The sequence below is a fragment of the Enterococcus sp. 12F9_DIV0723 genome (genome assembly GCF_002174375.1).
GTDB lineage: Bacteria > Bacillota > Bacilli > Lactobacillales > Enterococcaceae > Enterococcus_A > Enterococcus_A gilvus.
In genome coordinates this window covers 2,340,719-2,362,030 of sequence record NZ_NIBK01000001.1, presented here as the reverse complement: position 1 = coordinate 2,362,030, position 21,312 = coordinate 2,340,719, and the positions used below count along the sequence as shown (strand labels likewise).

23 protein-coding genes, 1 tRNA gene and 1 other annotated feature are annotated in these 21,312 nt (G+C 42.7%); of the genes, 22 read left to right on the top strand and 2 right to left on the bottom strand.

Features of this window, described 5'->3' with window-relative positions; genetic code table 11:
* Window positions 1-46: 46 nt before the first annotated feature.
* Entirely contained in the window at window positions 47-508 is a 462-nt protein-coding gene (locus A5868_RS11190; RefSeq protein WP_010780151.1) for a MerR family transcriptional regulator, read from the top strand.
* A gap of 24 nt (window positions 509-532) precedes the next feature.
* Here the strand turns inward: A5868_RS11190 and A5868_RS11185 are convergent, their stop codons facing one another.
* Window positions 533-2,065 carry a YfcC family protein gene (locus A5868_RS11185; RefSeq protein WP_086303448.1) on the bottom strand — a complete coding sequence of 511 codons (1,533 nt, stop codon included), beginning with the start codon at window positions 2,063-2,065 and terminating at the stop codon, window positions 533-535.
* Between the two features lie 206 nt (window positions 2,066-2,271).
* Between A5868_RS11185 and A5868_RS11180 the strand changes: the two genes are divergently transcribed.
* The 6 genes from A5868_RS11180 (at window position 2,272) to upp (ending at window position 8,025) form a co-directional block, all read left to right on the top strand.
* Window positions 2,272-2,856, top strand: a complete 585-nt coding sequence (locus A5868_RS11180) for a thymidine kinase (protein ID WP_010780153.1) — start codon at window positions 2,272-2,274, stop codon at window positions 2,854-2,856.
* 72 nt (window positions 2,857-2,928) lie between these two features.
* Complete coding sequence (gene prfA / locus A5868_RS11175) at window positions 2,929-4,002, top strand: peptide chain release factor 1 (RefSeq protein ID WP_010780154.1); 1,074 nt, start codon at window positions 2,929-2,931, stop codon at window positions 4,000-4,002.
* Window positions 3,995-4,825 (top strand): peptide chain release factor N(5)-glutamine methyltransferase, encoded by an 831-nt coding sequence (gene prmC, locus A5868_RS11170; protein WP_086303449.1) that lies wholly within the window; start codon window positions 3,995-3,997, stop codon window positions 4,823-4,825. The genes prfA and prmC overlap by 8 nt, the downstream gene beginning before the upstream one ends.
* A 180-nt stretch (window positions 4,826-5,005) precedes the next feature.
* Window positions 5,006-6,019, top strand: coding sequence for an L-threonylcarbamoyladenylate synthase (locus A5868_RS11165; RefSeq protein ID WP_086303450.1), 1,014 nt, complete (start codon window positions 5,006-5,008; stop codon window positions 6,017-6,019).
* A 68-nt stretch (window positions 6,020-6,087) separates the two neighbouring features.
* Window positions 6,088-7,329, top strand: coding sequence for a serine hydroxymethyltransferase (gene glyA / locus A5868_RS11160; protein ID WP_086303451.1), 1,242 nt, complete (start codon window positions 6,088-6,090; stop codon window positions 7,327-7,329).
* Window positions 7,330-7,395: 66 nt separating this feature from the next.
* Window positions 7,396-8,025, top strand: a complete 630-nt coding sequence (upp, locus tag A5868_RS11155) for a uracil phosphoribosyltransferase (protein ID WP_010780158.1) — start codon at window positions 7,396-7,398, stop codon at window positions 8,023-8,025.
* 49 nt (window positions 8,026-8,074) lie between these two features.
* Here the strand turns inward: upp and A5868_RS11150 are convergent, their stop codons facing one another.
* The gene (locus tag A5868_RS11150; protein WP_010780159.1) at window positions 8,075-8,311 is read right to left on the bottom strand and encodes a hypothetical protein; all 237 of its coding nucleotides are present in this window, start codon (window positions 8,309-8,311) and stop codon (window positions 8,075-8,077) included.
* Window positions 8,312-8,567: 256 nt separating this feature from the next.
* Between A5868_RS11150 and A5868_RS11145 the strand changes: the two genes are divergently transcribed.
* The 15 genes from A5868_RS11145 to A5868_RS19230 all read left to right on the top strand — a co-directional run.
* A tRNA-Thr gene (locus A5868_RS11145) sits at window positions 8,568-8,640 on the top strand.
* A 137-nt stretch (window positions 8,641-8,777) separates the two neighbouring features.
* Entirely contained in the window at window positions 8,778-9,398 is a 621-nt protein-coding gene (locus tag A5868_RS11140; protein WP_086303452.1) for a DUF1361 domain-containing protein, read from the top strand.
* 89 nt (window positions 9,399-9,487) lie between these two features.
* Window positions 9,488-10,684, top strand: a complete 1,197-nt coding sequence (locus A5868_RS11135) for an FtsW/RodA/SpoVE family cell cycle protein (protein ID WP_086303453.1) — start codon at window positions 9,488-9,490, stop codon at window positions 10,682-10,684.
* Complete coding sequence (locus A5868_RS11130) at window positions 10,677-11,030, top strand: arsenate reductase family protein (RefSeq protein ID WP_010780162.1); 354 nt, start codon at window positions 10,677-10,679, stop codon at window positions 11,028-11,030. Before A5868_RS11135 ends, A5868_RS11130 begins: the two co-directional genes overlap by 8 nt.
* Before the next feature lie 4 nt (window positions 11,031-11,034).
* The gene (locus A5868_RS11125) at window positions 11,035-11,367 is read left to right on the top strand and encodes a glycine cleavage system protein H (protein WP_010780163.1); all 333 of its coding nucleotides are present in this window, start codon (window positions 11,035-11,037) and stop codon (window positions 11,365-11,367) included.
* Between the two features lie 63 nt (window positions 11,368-11,430).
* Window positions 11,431-11,683, top strand: a binding site (T-box leader).
* A 470-nt stretch (window positions 11,684-12,153) separates the two neighbouring features.
* Complete coding sequence (locus A5868_RS11120) at window positions 12,154-13,188, top strand: methionine ABC transporter ATP-binding protein (RefSeq protein ID WP_086303454.1); 1,035 nt, start codon at window positions 12,154-12,156, stop codon at window positions 13,186-13,188.
* Window positions 13,181-13,867, top strand: coding sequence for a methionine ABC transporter permease (locus A5868_RS11115; RefSeq protein ID WP_086303455.1), 687 nt, complete (start codon window positions 13,181-13,183; stop codon window positions 13,865-13,867). Before A5868_RS11120 ends, A5868_RS11115 begins: the two co-directional genes overlap by 8 nt.
* Window positions 13,868-13,923: 56 nt before the next feature.
* Window positions 13,924-14,766, top strand: a complete 843-nt coding sequence (locus tag A5868_RS11110) for a MetQ/NlpA family ABC transporter substrate-binding protein (RefSeq protein WP_010780166.1) — start codon at window positions 13,924-13,926, stop codon at window positions 14,764-14,766.
* A 175-nt stretch (window positions 14,767-14,941) separates the two neighbouring features.
* The gene (locus A5868_RS11105; protein WP_086303456.1) at window positions 14,942-15,364 is read left to right on the top strand and encodes a GFA family protein; all 423 of its coding nucleotides are present in this window, start codon (window positions 14,942-14,944) and stop codon (window positions 15,362-15,364) included.
* A gap of 139 nt (window positions 15,365-15,503) precedes the next feature.
* Complete coding sequence (gene sufC, locus A5868_RS11100; protein ID WP_010780168.1) at window positions 15,504-16,274, top strand: Fe-S cluster assembly ATPase SufC; 771 nt, start codon at window positions 15,504-15,506, stop codon at window positions 16,272-16,274.
* A 13-nt stretch (window positions 16,275-16,287) separates the two neighbouring features.
* On the top strand, window positions 16,288-17,565 hold the full coding sequence (sufD, locus tag A5868_RS11095; RefSeq protein ID WP_086303457.1) for a Fe-S cluster assembly protein SufD: 1,278 nt from the start codon (window positions 16,288-16,290) through the stop codon (window positions 17,563-17,565).
* Window positions 17,565-18,800, top strand: coding sequence for a cysteine desulfurase (locus A5868_RS11090; protein WP_086303458.1), 1,236 nt, complete (start codon window positions 17,565-17,567; stop codon window positions 18,798-18,800). The genes sufD and A5868_RS11090 overlap by 1 nt, the downstream gene beginning before the upstream one ends.
* Entirely contained in the window at window positions 18,787-19,260 is a 474-nt protein-coding gene (gene sufU, locus A5868_RS11085) for a Fe-S cluster assembly sulfur transfer protein SufU (protein WP_010780171.1), read from the top strand. The genes A5868_RS11090 and sufU overlap by 14 nt, the downstream gene beginning before the upstream one ends.
* Window positions 19,261-19,302: 42 nt before the next feature.
* Entirely contained in the window at window positions 19,303-20,697 is a 1,395-nt protein-coding gene (gene sufB, locus A5868_RS11080) for a Fe-S cluster assembly protein SufB (protein WP_010780172.1), read from the top strand.
* A 396-nt stretch (window positions 20,698-21,093) separates the two neighbouring features.
* Window positions 21,094-21,312: hypothetical protein (locus tag A5868_RS19230; protein WP_217867358.1), on the top strand; the 219-nt coding region annotated here is incomplete at its 3' end.

The following is a 21,312-nucleotide window of genomic DNA, read 5'->3' as shown; positions in this document are numbered from 1 at the left end:
TCTACTACCTGGAGTTAACTCCAAGTCAAGAAGGAAGTATGAAAAAATGAAAAAATTTTTGATCGGTGACATTACGCAGATGTATGGCATCTCCCAAGATACATTGAGATATTATGATAAGGCGGGCTTGCTGCCTTTTGTGAAGAAGAATCAGGCTGGCCGAAGAGAATTTACAGAAGATGATCTCGGCTACATCGAGGTGATTGATTGTCTGAAACGTTCCGGCATCCCTGTCAAAGAAATTGCAAAATTTATGGACTGGTGCGTCGAAGGGGATCCGACATTGCCGCAACGCTATACCTTCATGATCGAGCAGGAGGAAGCTCTGGAGAAAAAAATCTCTGATTTGCAGGCACAACTTGATTTTCTACGATGGAAAAAATGGTATTACCAGACAGCGAATGAAGCAGGAACAGAAAAAATCTTCTTTAAAGAAGGCACGCGTCAAGTCGATGATAAGTGGCATCAAAAATATTTGGAATCATCAAAAAAACCTGAATCTGTTTGAGATTCAGGTTTTCTCATTATTAGGTTAAATCAATACACCGATTGCCAAGAAGGCGAGGATCAACAAAATAATGATAACAAGTAATTTGGTGACAAATTTGATCCATTTATCAAATCCAACATTTACTACAGAGAGGGAAACCAAGATTAATCCAGTCGGTGCAATTAATCCAATCAGGCCTTGCCCCCAGTTGTAGGCATTGACGATCAACGCACGATCGATCCCTACGACATCCGCCAAAGGGGCCATGATCGGCATGGACAATACTGCTAAGCCGGAAGTGGATTGAATGAAAAATCCTAAGATGATATAAACAAAGAACATAAACCAAATGAAAATAACGTTGTTCATACCGCTGATAGCATTGCTGAAGAAGTTCATAATAGTGTCGCTGATAAAACTGTTTTCCATAACAATCCCAACAGATCTTGCCAAGCCGACAATCAATGCAACGCCCAGAAGATCCGCAGCGCCGCTGACAAAGCTGTTGACAAACTTTTTCTCTCCTAAGCCGGAAACAAAAGCTAAGATATAGGTTACCGCCAAGAAGACGACCGCAATCTCCGTAAAGTACCAGCCCAATTGTTGAACGCCGTAGATCATAACAACGAATCCTAAAGCAAAAACAATCAAAGAGAACTTTTGACGTTTCGTAAAGTCTGTATTTTTGTCTCGTTCTTGATTGCCTAAGAAGCGTGCGCGATCACTTTCTGCTTGGTCAGCCACAAGAGAAGCAGCAGGATTCAACCGAACTTTTTCAGCATAGCGAATCGTGTAAAGAATCGAGATCCCGACCGCCGTGACCCACATCAAGAGCCGTAACGGCATTCCATCAGTAAAGCTTATCCCGGCTGCGTTGGATGCAATAACGGTTGAAAAAGGATTGATCGTGGAGCTCATCGTTCCGATAGCGGTCCCCAGATAGATCGAGGCGACTGCTGTCAATGTATCGTAACCCGCCAGTAAGAAAATCGGAATCAAAATAGGGTAAAAGGCGATGGTTTCTTCGGCCAATCCAAAGGTTGTACCACCAATCGCGATCAAGGTCGTCACGATGACGATCAGCCATTTTTGTTTGCCTTTTAGTTTTTCTGATAAGCGCATCATTCCCGCATCCATCGCACCAGTCGCGTTTACGATGCCGATAACGCCACCTAAGATCAAAATAAAGATCATGATGTCGACACTTTCAGTGATTCCTTGAATCTGAGCTCTCAAAAATTGTGTGATCGTACCTGTTACGCCACGTGCAGGTTTTTTGATTTGCTCATAAGAATTAGGAATCGCGGCAGGACGATAAATGGTACCATCGCGAAACTTGCTAACATTGATTCGGATGTCGTATTTGTCGAGTGTCTTTTGCGTCGCCGGTTCCATGGTTGTCTTGTCGTGTGCGTCTGTGATGGCAAATTGGTCTTTTCCACTGTCATAACTTAACGTACTATACTTGCCTGAAGGGATAAAAAAGGTTAATGCTTGGACCATGATTAATACAATGATAATGACTGTGTAGGCAGAAGGGAAACTACGTCGCTTCTTTTCACCTGTTTGTTCCATGAGAAAGCCCCCTAAATAAAATATAAAAAATAAATACCAATAAAAGTATAGCATTCACTTCCTATATCACTAAAAGATAAGCTATGTCCAAAGGAAAAATAATCAAGGAGGGTGTTGTTTCTGAACGGATTTGAAAATTATTACTGTAAATAATCCGCCTTTTCCGCTATAATACGATAGGAACAAAAGGGAAAGGTGACAAAGAAATGGCCCAGCTTTTTTTTAAATACGGTGCGATGAACAGTGGAAAGACAATCGAGATTTTGAAAGTCGCCCATAATTATGAAGAACAAAATAAACCGGTGGTGTTAATGACTAGCGGTCTAGACACACGAGAAGGTGTTGGAAACATCTCCAGTCGGATCGGGTTGAGCCGTCCTGCGGTACCGATTTTTTCTGAGACCAATATTTTTGATTTTATCAAAAGTCTGGATTACAAACCTTATTGTATACTGATTGATGAATCACAATTTCTATCAAAGGAACATGTCGTACAATTGGCACAAGTCGTCGACGAATTAGACATTCCAGTGATGGCGTTCGGATTGAAAAATGATTTCCGAAATGAAATGTTTGAAGGGTCAAAGTATCTACTACTTTACGCGGATAAATTAGAGGAATTGAAGACGATTTGTTGGTTCTGTCATAAAAAAGCGACGATGAACCTGCATTATATCGATGGACGTCCTGTCTATGAAGGGGATCAAGTCCAGATTGGCGGCAATGAAGCGTACTATCCCGTTTGCCGTAAACATTATTTACATCCAGAAATTGAACATTCTGCTGAGTAACTTTTGAGTCACTTTGTCGAATACTAACGATAAAATAAATCTATTTATTAAGAAACAGGAGGAATTTAATCCATGTACGATCAACTGCAAGCCATTGAGGATCGTTATGAAGAGCTTGGCGAATTACTGAGTGACCCGGAAGTTATCAGTGATACCCAGCGTTTCATGCAACTGTCAAAAGAAGAAGCCAACACTCGCGATACAGTCGCGACGTACCGCCGTTACAAAAAAGTAGTGGAAGGTATCAGTGATGCGGAAGAATTATTAGGCGAAAATTTAGATGCAGAAATGGCTGAGATGGCCAAAGAAGAATTGTCTGATCTAAAGAATGAAAAAGAAGAATTAGAGGATGAAATCAAGATCCTTCTTTTACCAAAAGACCCGAACGACGATAAAAATATTATTATGGAGATTCGCGGAGCTGCCGGTGGTGACGAAGCGGCGTTGTTTGCGGGGGATCTATTTAATATGTATCAGAAATATGCCGAAAGCCAAGGCTGGAAGACGGAAGTCATGGAAGCTAACGTTACAGGGATCGGCGGATACAAAGAAGTGATCATGATGATCACTGGAGACAGCGTCTTCTCAAAATTAAAATACGAAAGCGGCGCACATCGTGTACAACGTGTACCTTCTACAGAGTCGCAAGGACGTATTCACACGTCGACGGCTACAGTGGTAGTCATGCCTGAAGCAGAAGAAGTAGAGATCGATATTGCGGATAAAGATATCCGAACAGATATCTATCATGCATCTGGTGCCGGTGGACAGCACGTCAATAAAACAGCTTCTGCTGTTCGTTTGACACACATTCCTACTGGGATCGTTGTTGCGATGCAGGATGAGCGCTCGCAAATCAAGAACCGTGAAAAGGCAATGAAAATCTTGCGCGCACGGGTCTATGACAAGATTTCTCAAGAAGCACAAAGCGAATATGATGCGAGTCGTAAATCTGCGGTTGGTACCGGAGATCGCTCAGAACGTATTCGTACGTACAACTTCCCGCAAAATCGCGTAACCGATCATCGTATCGGCTTAACGATCCAAAAGCTGGATCAAATCTTAGCTGGTAAAATGGATGAGATCATTGATGCTTTGATCATGTACGATCAAACCCAGAAACTGGAAGAGATGCAAAATGGTTAAAACGTATGTAGAAGTCCTGTCGGGGGCTTCTTCTTTTTTAGAAGCAGCGGGAAAAGAAGGGTACGCGATCGAATACCTCTTTCTTGCACGCAAAAATTGGGATAAGACACAGTGGCTGCTGCACATGCGAGAAGAAATTTCAGCAGAGGAAGAGTTGCTGATTGAAAAGGACATGGCGGACCTAATGAAGAATATCCCACCGCAATATCTACTGGGGTATGAATACTTCTTCGAGCATCGCTTTAAAGTAACAAAAGACACGTTGATCCCGCGTCCTGAAACGGAGGAGCTGGTTGCTTTGTGCTTGTCTATGAATGATCAACAGGGAAAAAAGGTGGTTGATATCGGTACAGGCACCGGTGCCATTGCAGTCAGTTTGAAATTGAATCGTCCGAAATGGCAAGTAACAGCGGTCGATATTTCAAAAGAAGCCTTGATAGTCGCTGAGGAAAATGCGGAAAGCCTTCAAACAGAGATCGTCTTCAAACAAAGCGATGTTTTATCAGCTATTACTGAGAAGCAAGATATCATCATCAGTAATCCTCCGTATATCAGTGAAGAGGAATGGGATCTGATGGATGAAAGTGTCCGTACGTATGAACCTAAAACGGCCCTCTTTGCGGAAAATAAAGGGTTGGCGATCTATCAAAAAATTGCTTTAGAGGGTCGCTCACTTTTGACCCCTGAAGGCATGATTTTCTTAGAAATCGGCTTTCAGCAAGGCCATGCTGTACAAGATATTTTTCAACAAGCATTCCCTGATAAAGCCGTGACGATTCATCAAGACATGTCCAAAAATGATCGAATGATCGTTGTCAGTTAAAAAAATTATTTTTAGCGAGGAAATTAATAAAAGAACACTGTTCTACCAATAGTTAATAGTAGGAAAAGTTATCAACATGGTTATACACACTTGACAATTCGGTTTTCCACAAGTCGGGGATAAATCGGACGAAAAAGTTTTTAAAATAGGAAATTCAAAAAAAGGAGCTGTGGAGAAGCTGTGGAAACAAAAATTTTTCAATCAGATCAAATAAGCGAAGCGGCAGAATTATTGCGTCAAGGAGAATTGGTGGCCTTTCCAACGGAAACGGTCTATGGACTAGGAGCTAACGCGCTTTTGCCAGAGTCTGTGAAACAGGTTTTCGCCGTCAAAGGACGACCGAGTGATAACCCGCTGATCGTTCATGTTGCAGACTTTTCTATGACAAAAGAATTTGTGGAAAGCTATCACCCTCTTACTGAAAAAATCATAAAAAATTTTTGGCCAGGCCCATTAACAGTGATCTTCTCTATTAAAAAGGAGCGGTTAAGTCCCGTTGTAACGGGTGGCTTATCCACAGCAGCTTTTAGAATGCCAGATAATAAAAAAACATTATCTTTAATTGAAAAAACAGGTGCGCCTTTAGTTGGACCTAGTGCGAATACTTCCGGTAAGCCAAGCCCAACAACAGCTATGCACGTGTACCATGATCTGAAGGGGAAAATTGCTGGGATCTTAGACGATGGCGCAACACAGATTGGTGTAGAGTCGACAGTTTTAGATTTGAGTGGCGAGGTCCCAACGATTTTACGTCCAGGGGCTGTAACGAAAGAAACGCTTGAAGAAGTTCTAGAAATTGAGGTGCCGTTGGATAAGCATTTAGTCAAAGAGAGCGAAACACCAAAAGCACCTGGAATGAAATACAAACACTATTCACCGGATACACAAGTCTTGATGATCCAACCCGGAGACTGGGAAAAAGCTCTTGATTGGGCGGATAAGCAGGGGAAAAAGGTCGGGCTGCTTGCAACACCGAAAATCGTCGACAGCTATTTATCAGCGGATCGGTTCGTCTACACGGACAATACGATCGAAGCAGCGACACGCGGATTGTTTAGCGGGCTGCGTGCACTGGATGAGGGCAAAAAAGCGGATGTTATATTTGCAGAGGTCTTTCCTGAGGACCACCTAGGTCTGGCGTACATGAATCGATTGAAGAAAGCAGCGGCACAAAATTATTTTATAGAAAAGTAGACAAAAGATTCGATTATCCGTTGAATCTTTCGTATACTTAAAGCAGAAAATTGAAAGGTGGCGTTGGGATGGACTATAAAACACTAGATCCCGAACTATGGGGAGCAATTGAACAAGAAGCGGAGCGTCAAGAACAAAATATCGAGCTGATCGCTTCAGAAAATATCGTGTCAGAAGCAGTACGTTTGGCACAAGGAAGTGTCTTAACGAACAAATATGCGGAAGGGTATCCTGGACGTCGGTATTATGGCGGCTGTGAATTCGTTGATATCGTTGAAAATCTAGCGATCGATCGTGCGAAAGAATTATTCGATGCGAAATTCGCAAACGTGCAGGCACACTCTGGCTCACAAGCCAATCAAGCGGCATATTTCTCGTTGATCCAGCCTGGCGATACCGTTTTAGGGATGGATCTTTCAGCTGGAGGACATTTGACTCATGGTTCTCCTGTGAATGTCAGCGGAAAGTTGTATCATTTTGTCAGCTATGGCGTAGATCCTCATACAGAGACGATCGACTATGAAGTCGTTCGTATTTTAGCGCGGAAACATCAGCCTAAATTAATTGTAGCAGGCGCCAGCGCATACAGTCGGACGATTGACTTTGCCCGCTTCCGTGAAATCGCGGATGAAGTCGGTGCAAAATTAATGGTGGACATGGCACATATTGCGGGTCTAGTAGCAACTGGTCTACATCCTAATCCTGTCCCTTATGCAGATGTCGTTACATCAACAACACATAAAACATTACGTGGTCCTCGTGGTGGACTGATCTTGACCAACGACGCGGACTTAGCGAAGAAAATCAATAGTGCGGTTTTCCCAGGCTTGCAAGGCGGACCATTGGAACACGTGATTGCGGCAAAAGCTGTAGCCTTCAAGGAAGCTTTAGCACCTGAGTTTAAAGGATACAGTGAACAAGTCTTGCAGAATGCACAGGCGATGGTCAAAGTGTTCAATCAAGCTACGGAAACACGGGTCATTTCTGGAGCCAGCGACAATCATCTATTGTTGATCGAAGTGACCGGCTTCGATATTACTGGGCGTGAAGCGGAAGAGTTATTGGACACTGTGCATATCACTGTAAACAAAAACTCGATTCCATTTGAATCAAAGAGCTTTAAAGAAACGAGTGGGATTCGCATTGGAACACCCGCAATCACAAGTCGTGGATTCAAAGAGGACGACGCGAAAAAAGTGGCTGAGTTGATCGTAGAAACATTGCGTTCAAAAGGCGATGAAGAAAAATTGGCCGAGATTCGCAAGGAAGTATTAGAATTAACAGATTCTCATCCAATTCAAGCAGATTAAGACTAGTTTTCTGATGGCAGTTATCTTATAATAGGAGAAATGCAGAATATAAAGGAGCAATTTATTATGGGAAAATTTCAAGTAATTGATCATCCACTGATTCAACACAAATTAACGATCATTCGTGATAAAAATTGTGGAACAAAAGTTTTCCGTGAAGTGGTCAATGAAATCGCAATGTTGATGGCTTATGAAGTCTCTCGCGACATGCCTTTAGAAGATATTGAAATTGAGACACCAATCACGTTATCTACACAAAAAACCTTGTCTGGTAAGAAAGTGGCAATCGTGCCGATCTTACGTGCAGGTATCGGCATGGTAGATGGTATTTTAGAATTGATCCCAGCTGCAAAAGTTGGACATATCGGCATGTTCCGTGACGAAGAAACATTAGAACCACACGAATATTTCTTCAAAATGCCTGAAGACATCGACAGCCGTCAATTATTCATCGTTGACCCAATGCTGGCTACAGGCGGCTCTGCGATCATGTCTATCGATTCATTGAAAAAACGCGGCGCTTCAAATATGAAATTTGTTTGTTTAGTAGCTGCTCCAGAGGGCGTTAAAGCGTTACAAGAAGCACACCCAGATGTTGACATCTATACAGCCGCATTAGACGAACAGTTGAACGAACAAGGCTACATCGTTCCAGGTCTAGGCGATGCTGGCGACCGGTTATTCGGTACAAAATAATAAAAAAAGAAGCGAACCGCTCGAGCGGTTCGCTTTTTGCTTGAAAAACCTAAATTTTTTCCATTTGTTTATAATTGACAACGACGACACCATTCGATTGATTGATTAGTTCCTCATTGCCTTTTTTCTCATCAATCTCAACGACTGCTGCGTTTTTCAATTGTTTAGTGACGATCCCAGTCTGAGACCGACCGCGAATAGTGAACAGGACGTGTGTCTTTACAGGGAATTTTTTCCCTTCTTCGGAAGGATCAACGTGTGCCTCTATTTTGCCAAATGTAGCCATCTGATTCGAACGCCTCCTTTTTCATACTAGGGTGTTCATTGGATCGAACATCCTGTCATGAGCATCTTGAATGATTGTCTAGCGTTCCCGCAGTGTCTAGTTTGATGTTTAACCATCACTGGGGAGTAGAACGACCATCCGTTGTAACACACTTAATTTTAGCATATTTTCAACTTTTTTTCATGTAATCGCTTTTTGAGAAGAATCTTACTTTACTTTTTGGCAGAAGTTTCTTATAATTTCTCTTGTACGAATCGCCAGCTTAGCTCAGTTGGTAGAGCAACGCACTCGTAACGCGTAGGTCGTAGGTTCGAATCCTATAGCTGGCACTACGATGAAAGCCGTCATATCAAGGACTATCCTTCGATGATGACGGCTTTTTCCTATAGTGTGAATGTACTTGTAAGTAAAATATTATTTGAATAAGCATCTATAGAATAGATAGTCCTACTGTTGAGGGAGAAGAATGAAAAAAATCTATGTGTTCCATCTAAGTATTGCCGTGTATATTTTGTTCATGCACTTTACACAAGAAACATTTTCTTTTATGGGCTTGAATGTTTTTCTCGCATGGCTGCCGATCCTTTTTGCGCAGTTCTTTTTAACAATGAAAAACAAGTGGCGCGGTCTTTTTTTACCCTTATGGTTATTGTTTTTTCCGAATATTCCTTACTTACTGACAGATTTGTTTCACTTTGCCGGACTGGGCATCTATCAGTCAGGTGGACACTTTTTAAATGATACTAGTGGTTGGTGGGCGTATCTTTTATTATTGCTGCCTGCGTTAGTGATGGTTTTTACTGGTATGGCTCAGGTGTTTCACTTATTTGCTGCATTGAAGCTGCAAATGAAACAAAAAATAGGTTGTTTGGTTCTGCTGTCCTTTTTATCTAGTATCGCGGTATATATTGGGCGTTTTGAGCGTGTCCACTCGATCGAATTAATCATGCATCCAATCACTGTTTTGAAATTGTTGGTTGGAAATTGGGATTCTGGAAAATGCCAATTTGTCTTGATGTTCAGTATTTTACAGTTGGGTGTGTGGGGATTGATCTATTTTCTCCGGAGGGACGCACAAGAAGAATAAAGATTTTACAAAGTCAGCGATGCCCGCTTTTCTTTGGGAAGAGAAGCGTCTATAATAAAGCGAGTATACTGGTGGAAAAGAGATGAACGATGGATAGATTAAGAAAGAATAATGATGACAGTCGGATTGATTACGGCGTCATTTTGCCTGTTTTTATATTATGTTTGATCGGGTTGCTTTCCTTATATGTAGCCTTGACTCATGATCCGAGAGATCCAAATGTTTTTCGCGGGCTTGCCATGCAATCTATTTGGTACGTGGTAGGGGCTCTAGCAATTGTTATTATTATACATTTTGATGCAAAGCTTTTATGGCGCTTGACGCCCTTTTTATATGTGATTGGATTGGCGGTCATGTTGGCACTGTTGAGATTTTATGATCCGACACTTGCGGCTTCGACAGGTTCAAAAAACTGGTTCAAGTTTGGTACGTTGACGTTTCAGCCTTCCGAATTAATGAAGATCGCATATATATTGATGCTGGCACTGATTATTACGAAACACAATGTATCGAACAAAATACATACTTTAAAAACAGATGCATTGTTGATCGTTAAAATGATTTTGGTGACGATCCCGGTCTTTGGCTTAGTATTGGCACAAAAGGATTTCGGTACGATGCTGGTCTTCCTTGCCATTTTTTCAGGTATGTTTTTAATGTCTGGTATCTCATGGTTGATTTTAGTGCCGACGCTTATTTTAGCCGTCGTTTTAGGCGGGACGTTGATCTTTTTTGTTACGACGGATTCAGGTCGTGAATTACTGACTCGTATTGGCTTTAAAAATTACCAATTTGCTCGGATCGATTCTTGGTTGGACCCTTTTCATGATCCGCAAGGAAAAAGTTTCCAACTGGCTCATGCATTAATGGCCATCGGTTCTGGTGGGATTTTCGGAACGGGTTACAATGTCAGCAACGTGTATGTGCCTGTGCGTGAATCTGATATGATCTTCACAGTGATCGGAGAGAATTTTGGTTTCATTGGCGGGGCTTTTGTGATTTTAGTGTATTTTGTTTTGATTTATCGTATGATTCGACTATGCTTTGACATGAATAATGAATTCTACGCGTATATTGCGTCAGGAATCGTTATGATGATGCTCTTCCATGTCTTTGAAAATATTGGTGCGAACATTGGTTTGCTGCCATTGACGGGTATCCCGCTTCCTTTTATCAGCCAAGGGGGATCATCTATCTTAGGGAATATGATTGGTATTGGGCTGATTTTATCGATGCGTTATCAAAGCGCGAACAAGCAACCTATGAGGAGGACACGCCGTGCTTAAATTTTATTGGTATCCAAAATGTTCTACCTGTCGTAAAGCGAAAGCTTGGCTAGATCAAGCCGGCGTCGCTTACGAAACGATCGATCTGGTGCAAGACACACCCTCAGCTGCCAGCTTTGAGAAATGGCTGTCCAGCAGCGAATTGCCTATCCGCAGATTCTTTAATACTAGCGGCATGAAATACCGTGAATTGGGGTTAAAGGATAAGATGGATGAGCTGTCGGTGGAAGAAGCCAGTGAATTACTAGCAAGTGACGGGATGCTGGTGAAGCGCCCATTACTGATCAACAAGGATCAATTTTTGTTGAATGGATTTAAAGAAGCAACTTACGAAAGGACGTTCTAAATAAATGACTTACTTGAAAAAAAATGATGGTTTATGGATCTTGCACAACGACAAAGATTATTGCATGGGTCTAACAGCTGAAATGGCGGAGACATTAGGTGACGTGACATTCATTTCACTGCCGAAAATCGGACAAGCTGTCAAAGCTGGTGAACCGTTAGTTGAGATTGAAGCAGAAAAGGCAGTACAAGAATTCAAAAGCCCATTGACGGGTGTAGTGTCTTCTATCAGTGAAAAAGTGAGCGCTGATCCTGCAGCTTTAAATGGCAAAGAAGAACTGGATGCTTGGATTCTTTCCTTACGGGAAGTTGAAGTCAGCGAGTTTGAAAACTTATAAAGAAATTTTTCATTTGATGTTTGACAGGATAAAATCTGCCTGATATAATCCTTTCATACACATGAGAAAGCGATGAAAAGAAAAGTACATCTGATTAAAGTACAAAGAGAGCTCCGGTATGCTGAAAAGGGGTTGCAGTAATGAGATGGAAAATGGTCTTTGAGCAGGATGGACGAAGCGTGTGCCAAGTCTATCACGGGAGTGCCCGTTACAGCACCTCAGTATACGCGTATAGCAAGTACTGGTAGAGGTTGTGATCGTAAGGTCAGAACAAATATTAGGTGGTAACACGGAAGTCAAAGCTTTCGTCCTAAATGTACATTTGTACATTTTTAGGGCGGAAGTTTTTTTGTCTGTTCTGCTTTTCGCAGTATACATTGTTAGCCTCAACGTTATAAAAAATCGAGGCGATCAAAAGTGTCGAGCGCTTTAGTGGAATCGTATGCGTAGCGAGAATCAGATTCATTTTTCGTGGTTTTCGAAAAATGATTACTATTCATCCGAGATAGCTGTCTGTTCTGCTTTTCGCAGTAACTCAAAATTGGACTAACAAAATGAAATCTTGAAGCTTTATAAGGATAAGCGTGCTTTAGTTGGATGATATGCGTAACGAGAATAGAATTATTTTTCCCGCATTTGGAAAAATAAATTCATTACAACGAGGTAGCTGTCAAACTGCTTCATCAAAATTGACGCAGATTAGTCCAATGACAAGCGAAATGAAAAATAGTTACATATCTGAACTAGCTGTAAGCTAATCAGTTATCGAGAAAGGAAGTAAGAATCATGGCGTTGATTGAGTTAAATCAAGTAGGAAAAAGTTTTGCCGGTAAAAAAGGACCGATCCACGCAGTCGATGGGATCAATTTAGCGATCGAAGAAAAGGATGTCTATGGTATTGTCGGTTATTCAGGTGCTGGAAAGAGCACATTGGTTCGATTATTAAATGGATTGGAAGCACCAACGGCGGGGCAAGTTTTAGTCAATGGTGAGGATGTCGCAGCATTGCAGGGTTCAGCATTACGAACCTTTCGGAAAAAGGTTGGAATGATCTTTCAGCATTTCAATTTATTGTGGTCGCGGACAGTGATCGAAAATATCCAATTGCCGCTAGAATTGGCGGGTGTTTCAAAAGAGCAGCGTCGTAAAAAGGCGGAAGAGTTACTTAATCTGGTCGGACTCGACGGCAGAGGCGATGCGTATCCCTCTCAATTATCCGGCGGACAAAAACAGCGGGTCGGTATCGCCAGAGCCTTAGCAAATGATCCAGATATCCTGCTTTGTGACGAAGCAACCAGCGCACTAGACCCTCAGACGACAGAAGAGGTTTTAGAGCTATTAGCCAATATCAATAAGAAACTAGGGCTGACGATCGTGTTGATCACGCATGAAATGAACGTGATCCGTAAAATCTGCAACAAGGTAGCGGTGATGGAATTAGGAAAAATCGTAGAGGAAGGCTCGGTTCGCGAAGTTTTCCGCCACCCGCAACAGGACGTAACGAAAATTTTCGTTCAGCAGGATCTTGAACCAAAAGCAGATCCATCGGAATTACTAAAAGAATTTATCAAGGAAAATCCAACGGGTACTTTGGCAACATTGCATTTCTTAGAAAATAATGCCAATGAGCCTGTGGTGTCTCAAGCCATTCGTAAATTTCCAATTAACATCAGTATAGTTTATGGAAATATCGAACGTGCGACAGGAAGTTCTTTTGGAACACTGACGGTTCAATTTGCGGGTGACGCAGACAGTATCACAGAGGCTATCTCCTTTATTGAAAGTCAGCAAGTTGGAGTGGAGGTGCTGCATCGTGGATAAAAGTTTTTCAGAAACGTATTTAAATTTTCAACAGGTTTCTTGGGATACCTTAAAGGAAGCAATCAATGACACCTTGTTCATGACAGTTATATCCATGCTGATCGTATTTGTTCTAGGTCTGTTATTGGGCTTGCTGCTTTACTCCTTAGGGAGAAAGCATTCTGCGGCTCGCAGTATTTTATATAGTTTGGTCTCGATTCTCAGCAATATTTTCCGGTCAACGCCCTTCATGATTTTGATGGTATTGATCATTCCATTTACGAAAGCGTTAGTGGGCACGATGCTGGGGGCAAAAGCAGCAATTCCAGCACTTGTATTATCCGCAGCACCGTTTTATGCGCGATTGGTCGAGATTGCGTTTCGTGAGGTTGATTCTGGTGTCTTAGAAGCAGCCGATGCAATGGGAGCCAGCTATTTTCAAACGATCTACAAAGTGCTGATCCCTGAAAGCTTGCCTGCATTGATCTCAGGTCTGACAGTGACATCTGTATCGATGATTGGTTTTACAGCGATGGCTGGGGCCATTGGTGCAGGAGGATTAGGTGCGCTGGCATGGCAAGAAGGGTATCAACGAGGCAATTATACCGTGACACTGGTAGCGACAGTGATCATTTTGATCATCGTCTTTATCGTTCAAGGAATCGGTGACTTCTTAACTAAACGGACGGACAAGCGTTAACACAGAATAGCTATTATTCTTAAAAATAAAACAATACTACTTAGGAGGAACTACCAATGAAAAAGAAAATTTTAGGTTTTGCAGCAGTAGGGTTATTAACGATCGGATTAGCAGCTTGTGGAAATAACAACTCTGCTTCTTCTGACAGCAGCAGTAAAGAAAAAAGCGATACATTAGTTGTAGGGGCATCTCCTACACCGCACGCAGAAATTTTAGAACACGTAAAACCATTGCTTGAAAAAGAGGGCATCAAATTAGAAGTCAAAAAATTTGATGATTATGTACTGCCAAACAAAGCATTAGCAGATAAAGACATTGACGCGAACTATTTCCAACATAAGCCATTCTTTGAAAAGGCTGTGAAGGAAAATGATTACAAATTCACCGATGCCGGTGCGATCCACATCGAACCAATGGGCTTGTACTCTAAGAAAATCAAAGACATCAAGGATCTAAAAGAAGGCGCAACGGTGATCACGTCCAGCTCTGAATCAGACTGGGGCCGGATCATTACGATCTTGCAGGATGCTGGTTTAGTGAAAGTGAAGGACGGCGTTGATTTAGAAACAGCAACGTTTGATGATATTGCTGAAAATCCTAAAAAATTGAAATTCGATCATTCAATTGATCCAGCTTTGTTGGCGACGACCTACAGCAATGACGAAGGCGACCTAGTAGCGATCAATGCGAACTTTGCTTACGGTGCGGGCTTGAATCCAGTCAAAGATGCCGTATTGCTTGAAAAAGATACGTCACCTTATGCGAATATCTTAGCAGTGCGCACAGAAGACAAGGACGACCCTCGTATTCAAAAATTAGTCAAAGTCTTACATGAGAAAGACGTGCAAGATTGGATCTTAGAAAAATGGGACGGTTCTGTAAAACCCGTCGATAAATAAGTTTAACGCTCTTTCTTCAAGGACCACGCCGGTCAATCGGGCGTGGTCTTTTTTGTTTGTCTCGAGACAGAGAATACTAGAGGTGAGACGGGCGCGGCGGTCAGAAAAAACTCTGTTTTACAGACTGTGAGCTGTTACACTGAATATAAGAAGATACAGAGAGGACGTGGAGAAAATGAATGCAGCAGGAAGCTGTTTGTGTGGTAAAGTAAACATCGTTATTCCTGAAATAGCAGAAGAAATCACGGTTTGTCATTGTCATATGTGTCAAAAATTTTTTGGAGGCCCGTTTTTGTCGTTGCCGGGAATCTTGCCTGAAGCCTTTGTGATGCAGGGCGAGACAAAGATCCGACGTTTTATGTCTTCAGAGTGGGCGGAACGAGGCTCATGCAAGGTATGCGGCAGCAGCTTGTTCTACCACAGTTTGGCGGATGATACGTATTATTTTCCAGCAGGGCTGTTCGAGGCATTGGATCACGCCATGCTGAAGGAAGAAATCTTTTACGATCAGAAGCCGGCGTTCTTCCATTATCAAGAGTCGACAGAAAAATTAACAGAAGCAGCCTTTATGGAACGACTTTTTGATGATTCAGAGTAGAAGGAGTCCACGAAGCAATTTTATAATTATTCTAAATAAAGGGTCGTTTTTAGGAAGAAACTTGGTGAATCGGTTTGTATTCCATTCTCATTTAGATTAAAATATGTGAGAACGAGAAAAAAATTTTGGAGGTACTTTCATGTCAGTTTTAGAAATCAAAGACTTGCACGTTGCCATTGAGGATAAAGAAATCTTAAAAGGTGTAAACCTTGTAATGAAAACAGGGGAGATCCACGCGATCATGGGTCCGAATGGGACAGGGAAATCCACGCTGTCAGCAGCGATCATGGGGAACCCAAACTATGAAGTGACGAAGGGCGAGGTCCTTTTCGATGGCAAAAATATCTTGGACTTGGAAGTCGATGAGCGTGCGCGCTTAGGATTGTTCTTAGCGATGCAATACCCAAGTGAAATTCCAGGGATCAGTAATGCCGAATTCATGCGGGCAGCGATGAATGCTCGTCGTGAAGAAGAGGACAAAATCTCTGTGATGCAGTTCTTGAAAAAATTGGATAAAAAAATGGAATTGTTGAACATGCCAGAAGAAATGGCGGAACGCTATTTGAATGAAGGCTTCTCTGGTGGAGAAAAGAAACGCAACGAAATTTTACAATTATTAATGATCGAACCAACCTTTGCGATTCTAGATGAAATCGACTCAGGGTTAGATATCGATGCCTTGAAAGTGGTTGCTAAAGGGATCAATGAAATGCGCGGAGATACCTTTGGTGCTTTGATCATTACCCATTACCAACGTCTATTGAATTACATCGTACCAGATGTGGTGCATATCATGATGGATGGTCGAGTAGTCTTGACCGGAGATGCAGACTTAGCGAAACGCTTGGAAGCTGAAGGCTACGCAGGGATCTCTGCTGAATTAGGTATTGATTACAAAGAAGAAGTTTAGGAGGGCAAGATAGATGAAAAAATGGACAGAATATCTTGAGGCCGTCAAAGCTTTCTCAGCCGAATGGGCCGAACCTCAATGGATGACTGATTTGCGGGTCAATGCGTTAAACAAGATCGACGAATTGCCTTTGCCTGTCATTGAAAAGGTAAAATTCGCTCGTTGGAACCTATACAATGTAAAGCCTGAACATCAAGAAGCAACGGGAACGATCCCAAGCTTTGATCAAATGAAAGACAATCCGATGATTGTACAAGCAGGTGAAACCACTGTCTTCGAACAGATTTCACCAAAATTGGCGGATCAAGGTGTGATCTTCACGGACTTAGTGACTGCGATGCAGGAGCATCCTGAGCTAGTCCAAGAATATTATATGCAAAAGGCTGTACCAGTAGAAGAAAATTCACTGACGGCTCTTCATGCAGCCTTCATGAACAACGGTGTCTTCTTATATGTGCCGAAGAATGTCGTGATCGAAGAACCGATCGAAAGTTTATTCTTGCACAACGGTGACGACGATGCTCACTTCTTCAAGCATGTCTTGATCGTGGCTGGAGACAACAGTGAATTCTCTTATTTAGAACGCTTTGAATCTCAAGGCGATGCAGCGAAGAAGCTTTCAGGAAATGTAGTCGTCGAAGTCATCACCAAACCAGGCGCGCGAGTGAAATTCTCAGCAGTGGATTCGATGGGGGCAAATATCGCGACTTACATGAACCGACGCGGCTATCTGATGCGTGATTCGATGATCGACTGGGCAATCGGTATCATGAATGACGGCAATGTGATCGCAGACTTTGACTCAGATTTAGTGGGTGAAGGCTCTCATGCGGAAGTGAAGATCGTTGCGATCAGCGATGGTAAGCAAATCCAAGGAATCGACACGCGTGTAACGAATAAAGTCCCTCATACGATCGGGCACATTTTGCAGCACGGCGTTATCTTAGAAAAATCAACCTTGACCTTTAATGGGATCGGGCATATTTTAAAAGGCGCAAAAGGCGCGGATGCCCAACAAGAAAGTCGTGTATTGATGCTTTCTGAAAAATCACGGGGCGACGCCAACCCTATTTTATTGATCGACGAAAATGAAGTCACTGCCGGACACGCGGCCAGTGTTGGTCGTGTCGACCCAGATGAACTCTTCTATTTAATGAGTCGTGGGCTTGAAAAAGCGGCGGCGGAACGTTTAGTTATCCGTGGATTCTTAGGACCTGTAATCACTGCTATTCCTGTCAAAGCCACTCAAGAGCAATTGATCGCGACGATCGAAGGGAAGTTGAGCAAATAATGAGGGAGTTTTCTACTATTAGAAAAGATTTTCCGATTCTTTTCCAAGAAGTAAATGATGAACCACTTGTTTATTTAGACAACGCGGCCACTACACAAAAGCCGATACAAGTCTTGGATGTATTACGTCATTATTATGAACATGATAATGCCAATGTTCACCGTGGTGTGCATACGCTAGCCGAGCGGGCGACAAAAGATTATGAGGACAGTCGTGAAAAAGTCCGCGCCTTCATCAATGCCAAAGAAACAGCGGAAGTGCTGTTTACGCGGGGAACGACAACTGGCTTGAACTGGTTGGCCCGCAGCTATGGCGATGCTTTCCTTAAAGAAGGCGATGAGATCGTGATTTCTTATATGGAGCATCACTCCAATATCATTCCGTGGCAGCAATTAGCTGAACGCAAGGGAGCGACGTTGCGGTATGTGCCATTAACAGCGGAAGGCTTTCTTGATAGCGCTGCTGTAAAAGAGATCATCAACGAAAAAACGGCGATCGTCTCCTTGGCTTACGTGTCAAATGTTCTTGGCGTGATCAATCCAATCAAAGAATTAACGGAGTTGGCTCATGCAAACAACGCGGTAATGATCGTGGATGGCGCACAAGCAGCACCACATATGACCGTGGATGTCCAAGAGCTGGATGCAGATTTCTTTGCCTTTAGCGGGCATAAGATGTGCGGACCAACCGGAATCGGTGTATTATATGGCAAACGCCAGTGGTTAGAGCAAATGGAACCTGTGGAATTTGGCGGCGAGATGATCGATTTCGTGAACCTTTACGAAAGCACATGGAAGGAATTGCCATGGAAATTTGAAGCAGGGACACCTAATATCGCTGGAGCGATCGCTTTAGGTGCGGCAATCGATTATTTGAACGAGATCGGGATGGAAAATATCCACCGCTACGAGCAGGAATTGGTTGCCTACGTGTTGCCGAAGCTCCAGGCAATCGGCGGTGTAACGGTCTATGGGCCGCAAGATCCAGAACAGCATACCGGCGTGATCGCTTTTAATCTGGAGGGGATTCATCCTCATGATGTAGCGACCGCTTTAGATATGGAAGGTGTCGCGGTACGTGCGGGACACCACTGTGCACAACCTTTAATGAACTATTTGAATCTGCCAGCTACGGCGCGGGCCAGCTTCTATTTCTACAATACAAAAGAAGATGCGGACCGTTTGATCGAAGCAATTCAGGCGACGAAGGAGTTTTTCAAAGATGGCGCTCTCTAAATTAGACAATTTATATCGTCAGGTGATCTTGGACCATTCCTCGCATCCCCATCACCGTGGAAAGTTGAGTGATTCGACGCGAACGATCGAGATGAACAATCCCACCTGCGGCGATGTGATCGAACTTGAATTGATCGTGAAAGACGACGTGATCACCGACATCGCATTTTCCGGCAGCGGCTGTTCGATCTCCACAGCCAGTGCTTCCATGATGACCGATGTTGTGATCGGCAAGCCTGTCTCAGAAGCAGAACATTTGGCCGTGATCTTTGCCCAAATGGTCCAAGGCAATGAGATTCCAGAAAAAGACGAAGAAGAGTTGGGCGATGCAGCGATGCTCAGCGGGGTCGCAAAATTCCCCGCCCGTATCAAATGCTCGACGCTAGCCTGGAAAGCACTAGGCAAGGCGCTGACCAGCGAACAAGGCAAAGCCCGAGAAGGACAATTTCATAAAGATTAGTAAGAATAGAAATACATTAAAACGAATAAGGAGCGGGAATACATGAGTGTACCTGAAATGCAAGAGGAATATCAATTTGGCTTCCACGATGACATCGAGCCCGTTTTTACAACAGGTGAAGGTCTCTCCGAAGAAGTTATTCGCGAAATCTCCCGCGCAAAAGGAGAACCAGAATGGATGTTGGATTTCCGTTTGAAATCGCTAGAAACATTCAGAAAATTAGAGATGCCCAATTATGGACCTGATCTGTCCGACTTGGATTACGATAAAATCAATTACTTCATCCGTTCAAGCGACAAACCAGCGCGCGATTGGGACGATGTGCCAGAAGAAATCAAAACCACGTTTGAACGTTTAGGGATTCCTGAAGCGGAACGTGCCTACTTGGCTGGTGCCTCTGCCCAATACGAATCAGAAGTGGTATATCACAACATGAAAGACGAGTTCACCAAATTAGGGATCGTCTTCACCGATACCGATTCAGCCTTGAAGGAGTATCCTGAATTATTCAAGGAATATTTTGGGACATTGGTTCCTCCATCAGACAACAAACTGGCGGCGCTAAACTCAGCGGCTTGGTCAGGCGGTACGTTCATCTATGTACCAAAAGGTGTGAAGACGGATATTCCGATCCAGTCGTACTTCCGAATCAACTCCGCGAATACCGGACAGTTTGAACGGACCTTGATCATCGTGGACGAAGGCGCAAGCATCAACTATGTTGAAGGCTGTACAGCGCCAACCTACTCTTCTGACAGCCTGCATGCCGCAGTCGTCGAAGTGTTCGTTAAAAAAGACGGCTATTGCCGTTACACGACGATTCAAAACTGGTCGAACAACGTTTACAGCTTGGAAACCAAGCGTGGACAAGCTCAAGAAAATGCGACCATGGAATGGGTCGACGGCAACTTAGGCTCAAAAGTAACCATGAAATACCCAAGTGTGTATATGGAAGGCAATGGCGCTCGCGGAACGATGCTGTCGATCGCTGTAGCCGGAAAAAATATCGTGCTGGATAATGGTGCCCGTATGATTCACAACGCACCAAACACTTCAAGTACGATCGTTTCAAAATCCATCGCGAAAGATGGCGGTGCAGTAGACTATCGCGGAACCGTCCGCTTCGGTCGAAACAGTGCCGGCTCATTCAGCCACATCGAATGCGATACGATCATCATGGACGACCGCTCAAGCTCAGATACGATTCCGTACAATGAAATCTTGAATGGGAATGTTTCTTTGGAACACGAAGCGAAGGTATCAAAAATTTCCGAAGAACAATTGTACTATCTGATGAGTCGCGGAATTTCAGAACAAGAAGCGACTGAAATGATCGTTATGGGATTTGTGGAACCATTTACGAAGGAATTACCAATGGAATACGCTGTAGAGTTGAACCGTCTGATTCAGTATGAGATGGAAGGGTCTGTGGGGTAATACTTGTTTATAAGCTAGAAACCTTGATATATGGGGTTTCTAGCTTTTTTTGTTTATATGTTTTCTTTTGTTACACCGGAATTTACACCGTCTGGAAACCAATATAATTAGCGAATTTCTTACCTATATCCTCAACCATAGGAGGTTTTACTTGAGCATAGATATCAATTGGATTTTATTCGTTTTTGCGTATCATCAATATTAATTATAGTAATCAGTAGTAATTAAATTTAGAGCCTCTTACTAGCTGATAAGTGAAAATAATTAACTCATTGATCTACAAAAATTTTGAGTTAATATCATTTATTTATAGATAAAACTTATTTTGTTAATTTGATCATTTTGAAGCGATTTTTTGTGTATAATTGATAGAAAAGAAGAAGAAGGTAATTGTTAGTGAAATCGGAAAAACAGCTATGTAATTTTGTGTATGGCAGTAAAGAATGTATTGATAGTCAGGATCCTATCAATGTGGGTACAACAGCTAAGATTAACTTCTTAGAAGAATATTCAAAGGCTTGGTACAACAAAGTTCTATCATACATACCTAAATTCGGACCTCCTGCTAGTGGAGTAGTGTTTATAGATTGTATGTCTAATTCAGGAGTTTATAAG

Coding starts and splice junctions, on each gene's coding strand:
- A5868_RS11190 (WP_010780151.1), top strand. CDS start 47: ATGAAAAAATTTTTGATCGGTGACATTACGCAGATGTATGGCATCTCC.
- A5868_RS11185 (WP_086303448.1), bottom strand. CDS start 2,065: ATGGAACAAACAGGTGAAAAGAAGCGACGTAGTTTCCCTTCTGCCTAC.
- A5868_RS11180 (WP_010780153.1), top strand. CDS start 2,272: ATGGCCCAGCTTTTTTTTAAATACGGTGCGATGAACAGTGGAAAGACA.
- prfA (WP_010780154.1), top strand. CDS start 2,929: ATGTACGATCAACTGCAAGCCATTGAGGATCGTTATGAAGAGCTTGGC.
- prmC (WP_086303449.1), top strand. CDS start 3,995: ATGGTTAAAACGTATGTAGAAGTCCTGTCGGGGGCTTCTTCTTTTTTA.
- glyA (WP_086303451.1), top strand. CDS start 6,088: ATGGACTATAAAACACTAGATCCCGAACTATGGGGAGCAATTGAACAA.
- upp (WP_010780158.1), top strand. CDS start 7,396: ATGGGAAAATTTCAAGTAATTGATCATCCACTGATTCAACACAAATTA.
- A5868_RS11150 (WP_010780159.1), bottom strand. CDS start 8,311: ATGGCTACATTTGGCAAAATAGAGGCACACGTTGATCCTTCCGAAGAA.
- A5868_RS11140 (WP_086303452.1), top strand. CDS start 8,778: ATGAAAAAAATCTATGTGTTCCATCTAAGTATTGCCGTGTATATTTTG.
- A5868_RS11135 (WP_086303453.1), top strand. CDS start 9,488: ATGGATAGATTAAGAAAGAATAATGATGACAGTCGGATTGATTACGGC.
- A5868_RS11125 (WP_010780163.1), top strand. CDS start 11,035: ATGACTTACTTGAAAAAAAATGATGGTTTATGGATCTTGCACAACGAC.
- A5868_RS11120 (WP_086303454.1), top strand. CDS start 12,154: ATGGCGTTGATTGAGTTAAATCAAGTAGGAAAAAGTTTTGCCGGTAAA.
- A5868_RS11110 (WP_010780166.1), top strand. CDS start 13,924: ATGAAAAAGAAAATTTTAGGTTTTGCAGCAGTAGGGTTATTAACGATC.
- A5868_RS11105 (WP_086303456.1), top strand. CDS start 14,942: ATGAATGCAGCAGGAAGCTGTTTGTGTGGTAAAGTAAACATCGTTATT.
- sufC (WP_010780168.1), top strand. CDS start 15,504: ATGTCAGTTTTAGAAATCAAAGACTTGCACGTTGCCATTGAGGATAAA.
- sufD (WP_086303457.1), top strand. CDS start 16,288: ATGAAAAAATGGACAGAATATCTTGAGGCCGTCAAAGCTTTCTCAGCC.
- A5868_RS11090 (WP_086303458.1), top strand. CDS start 17,565: ATGAGGGAGTTTTCTACTATTAGAAAAGATTTTCCGATTCTTTTCCAA.
- sufU (WP_010780171.1), top strand. CDS start 18,787: ATGGCGCTCTCTAAATTAGACAATTTATATCGTCAGGTGATCTTGGAC.
- sufB (WP_010780172.1), top strand. CDS start 19,303: ATGAGTGTACCTGAAATGCAAGAGGAATATCAATTTGGCTTCCACGAT.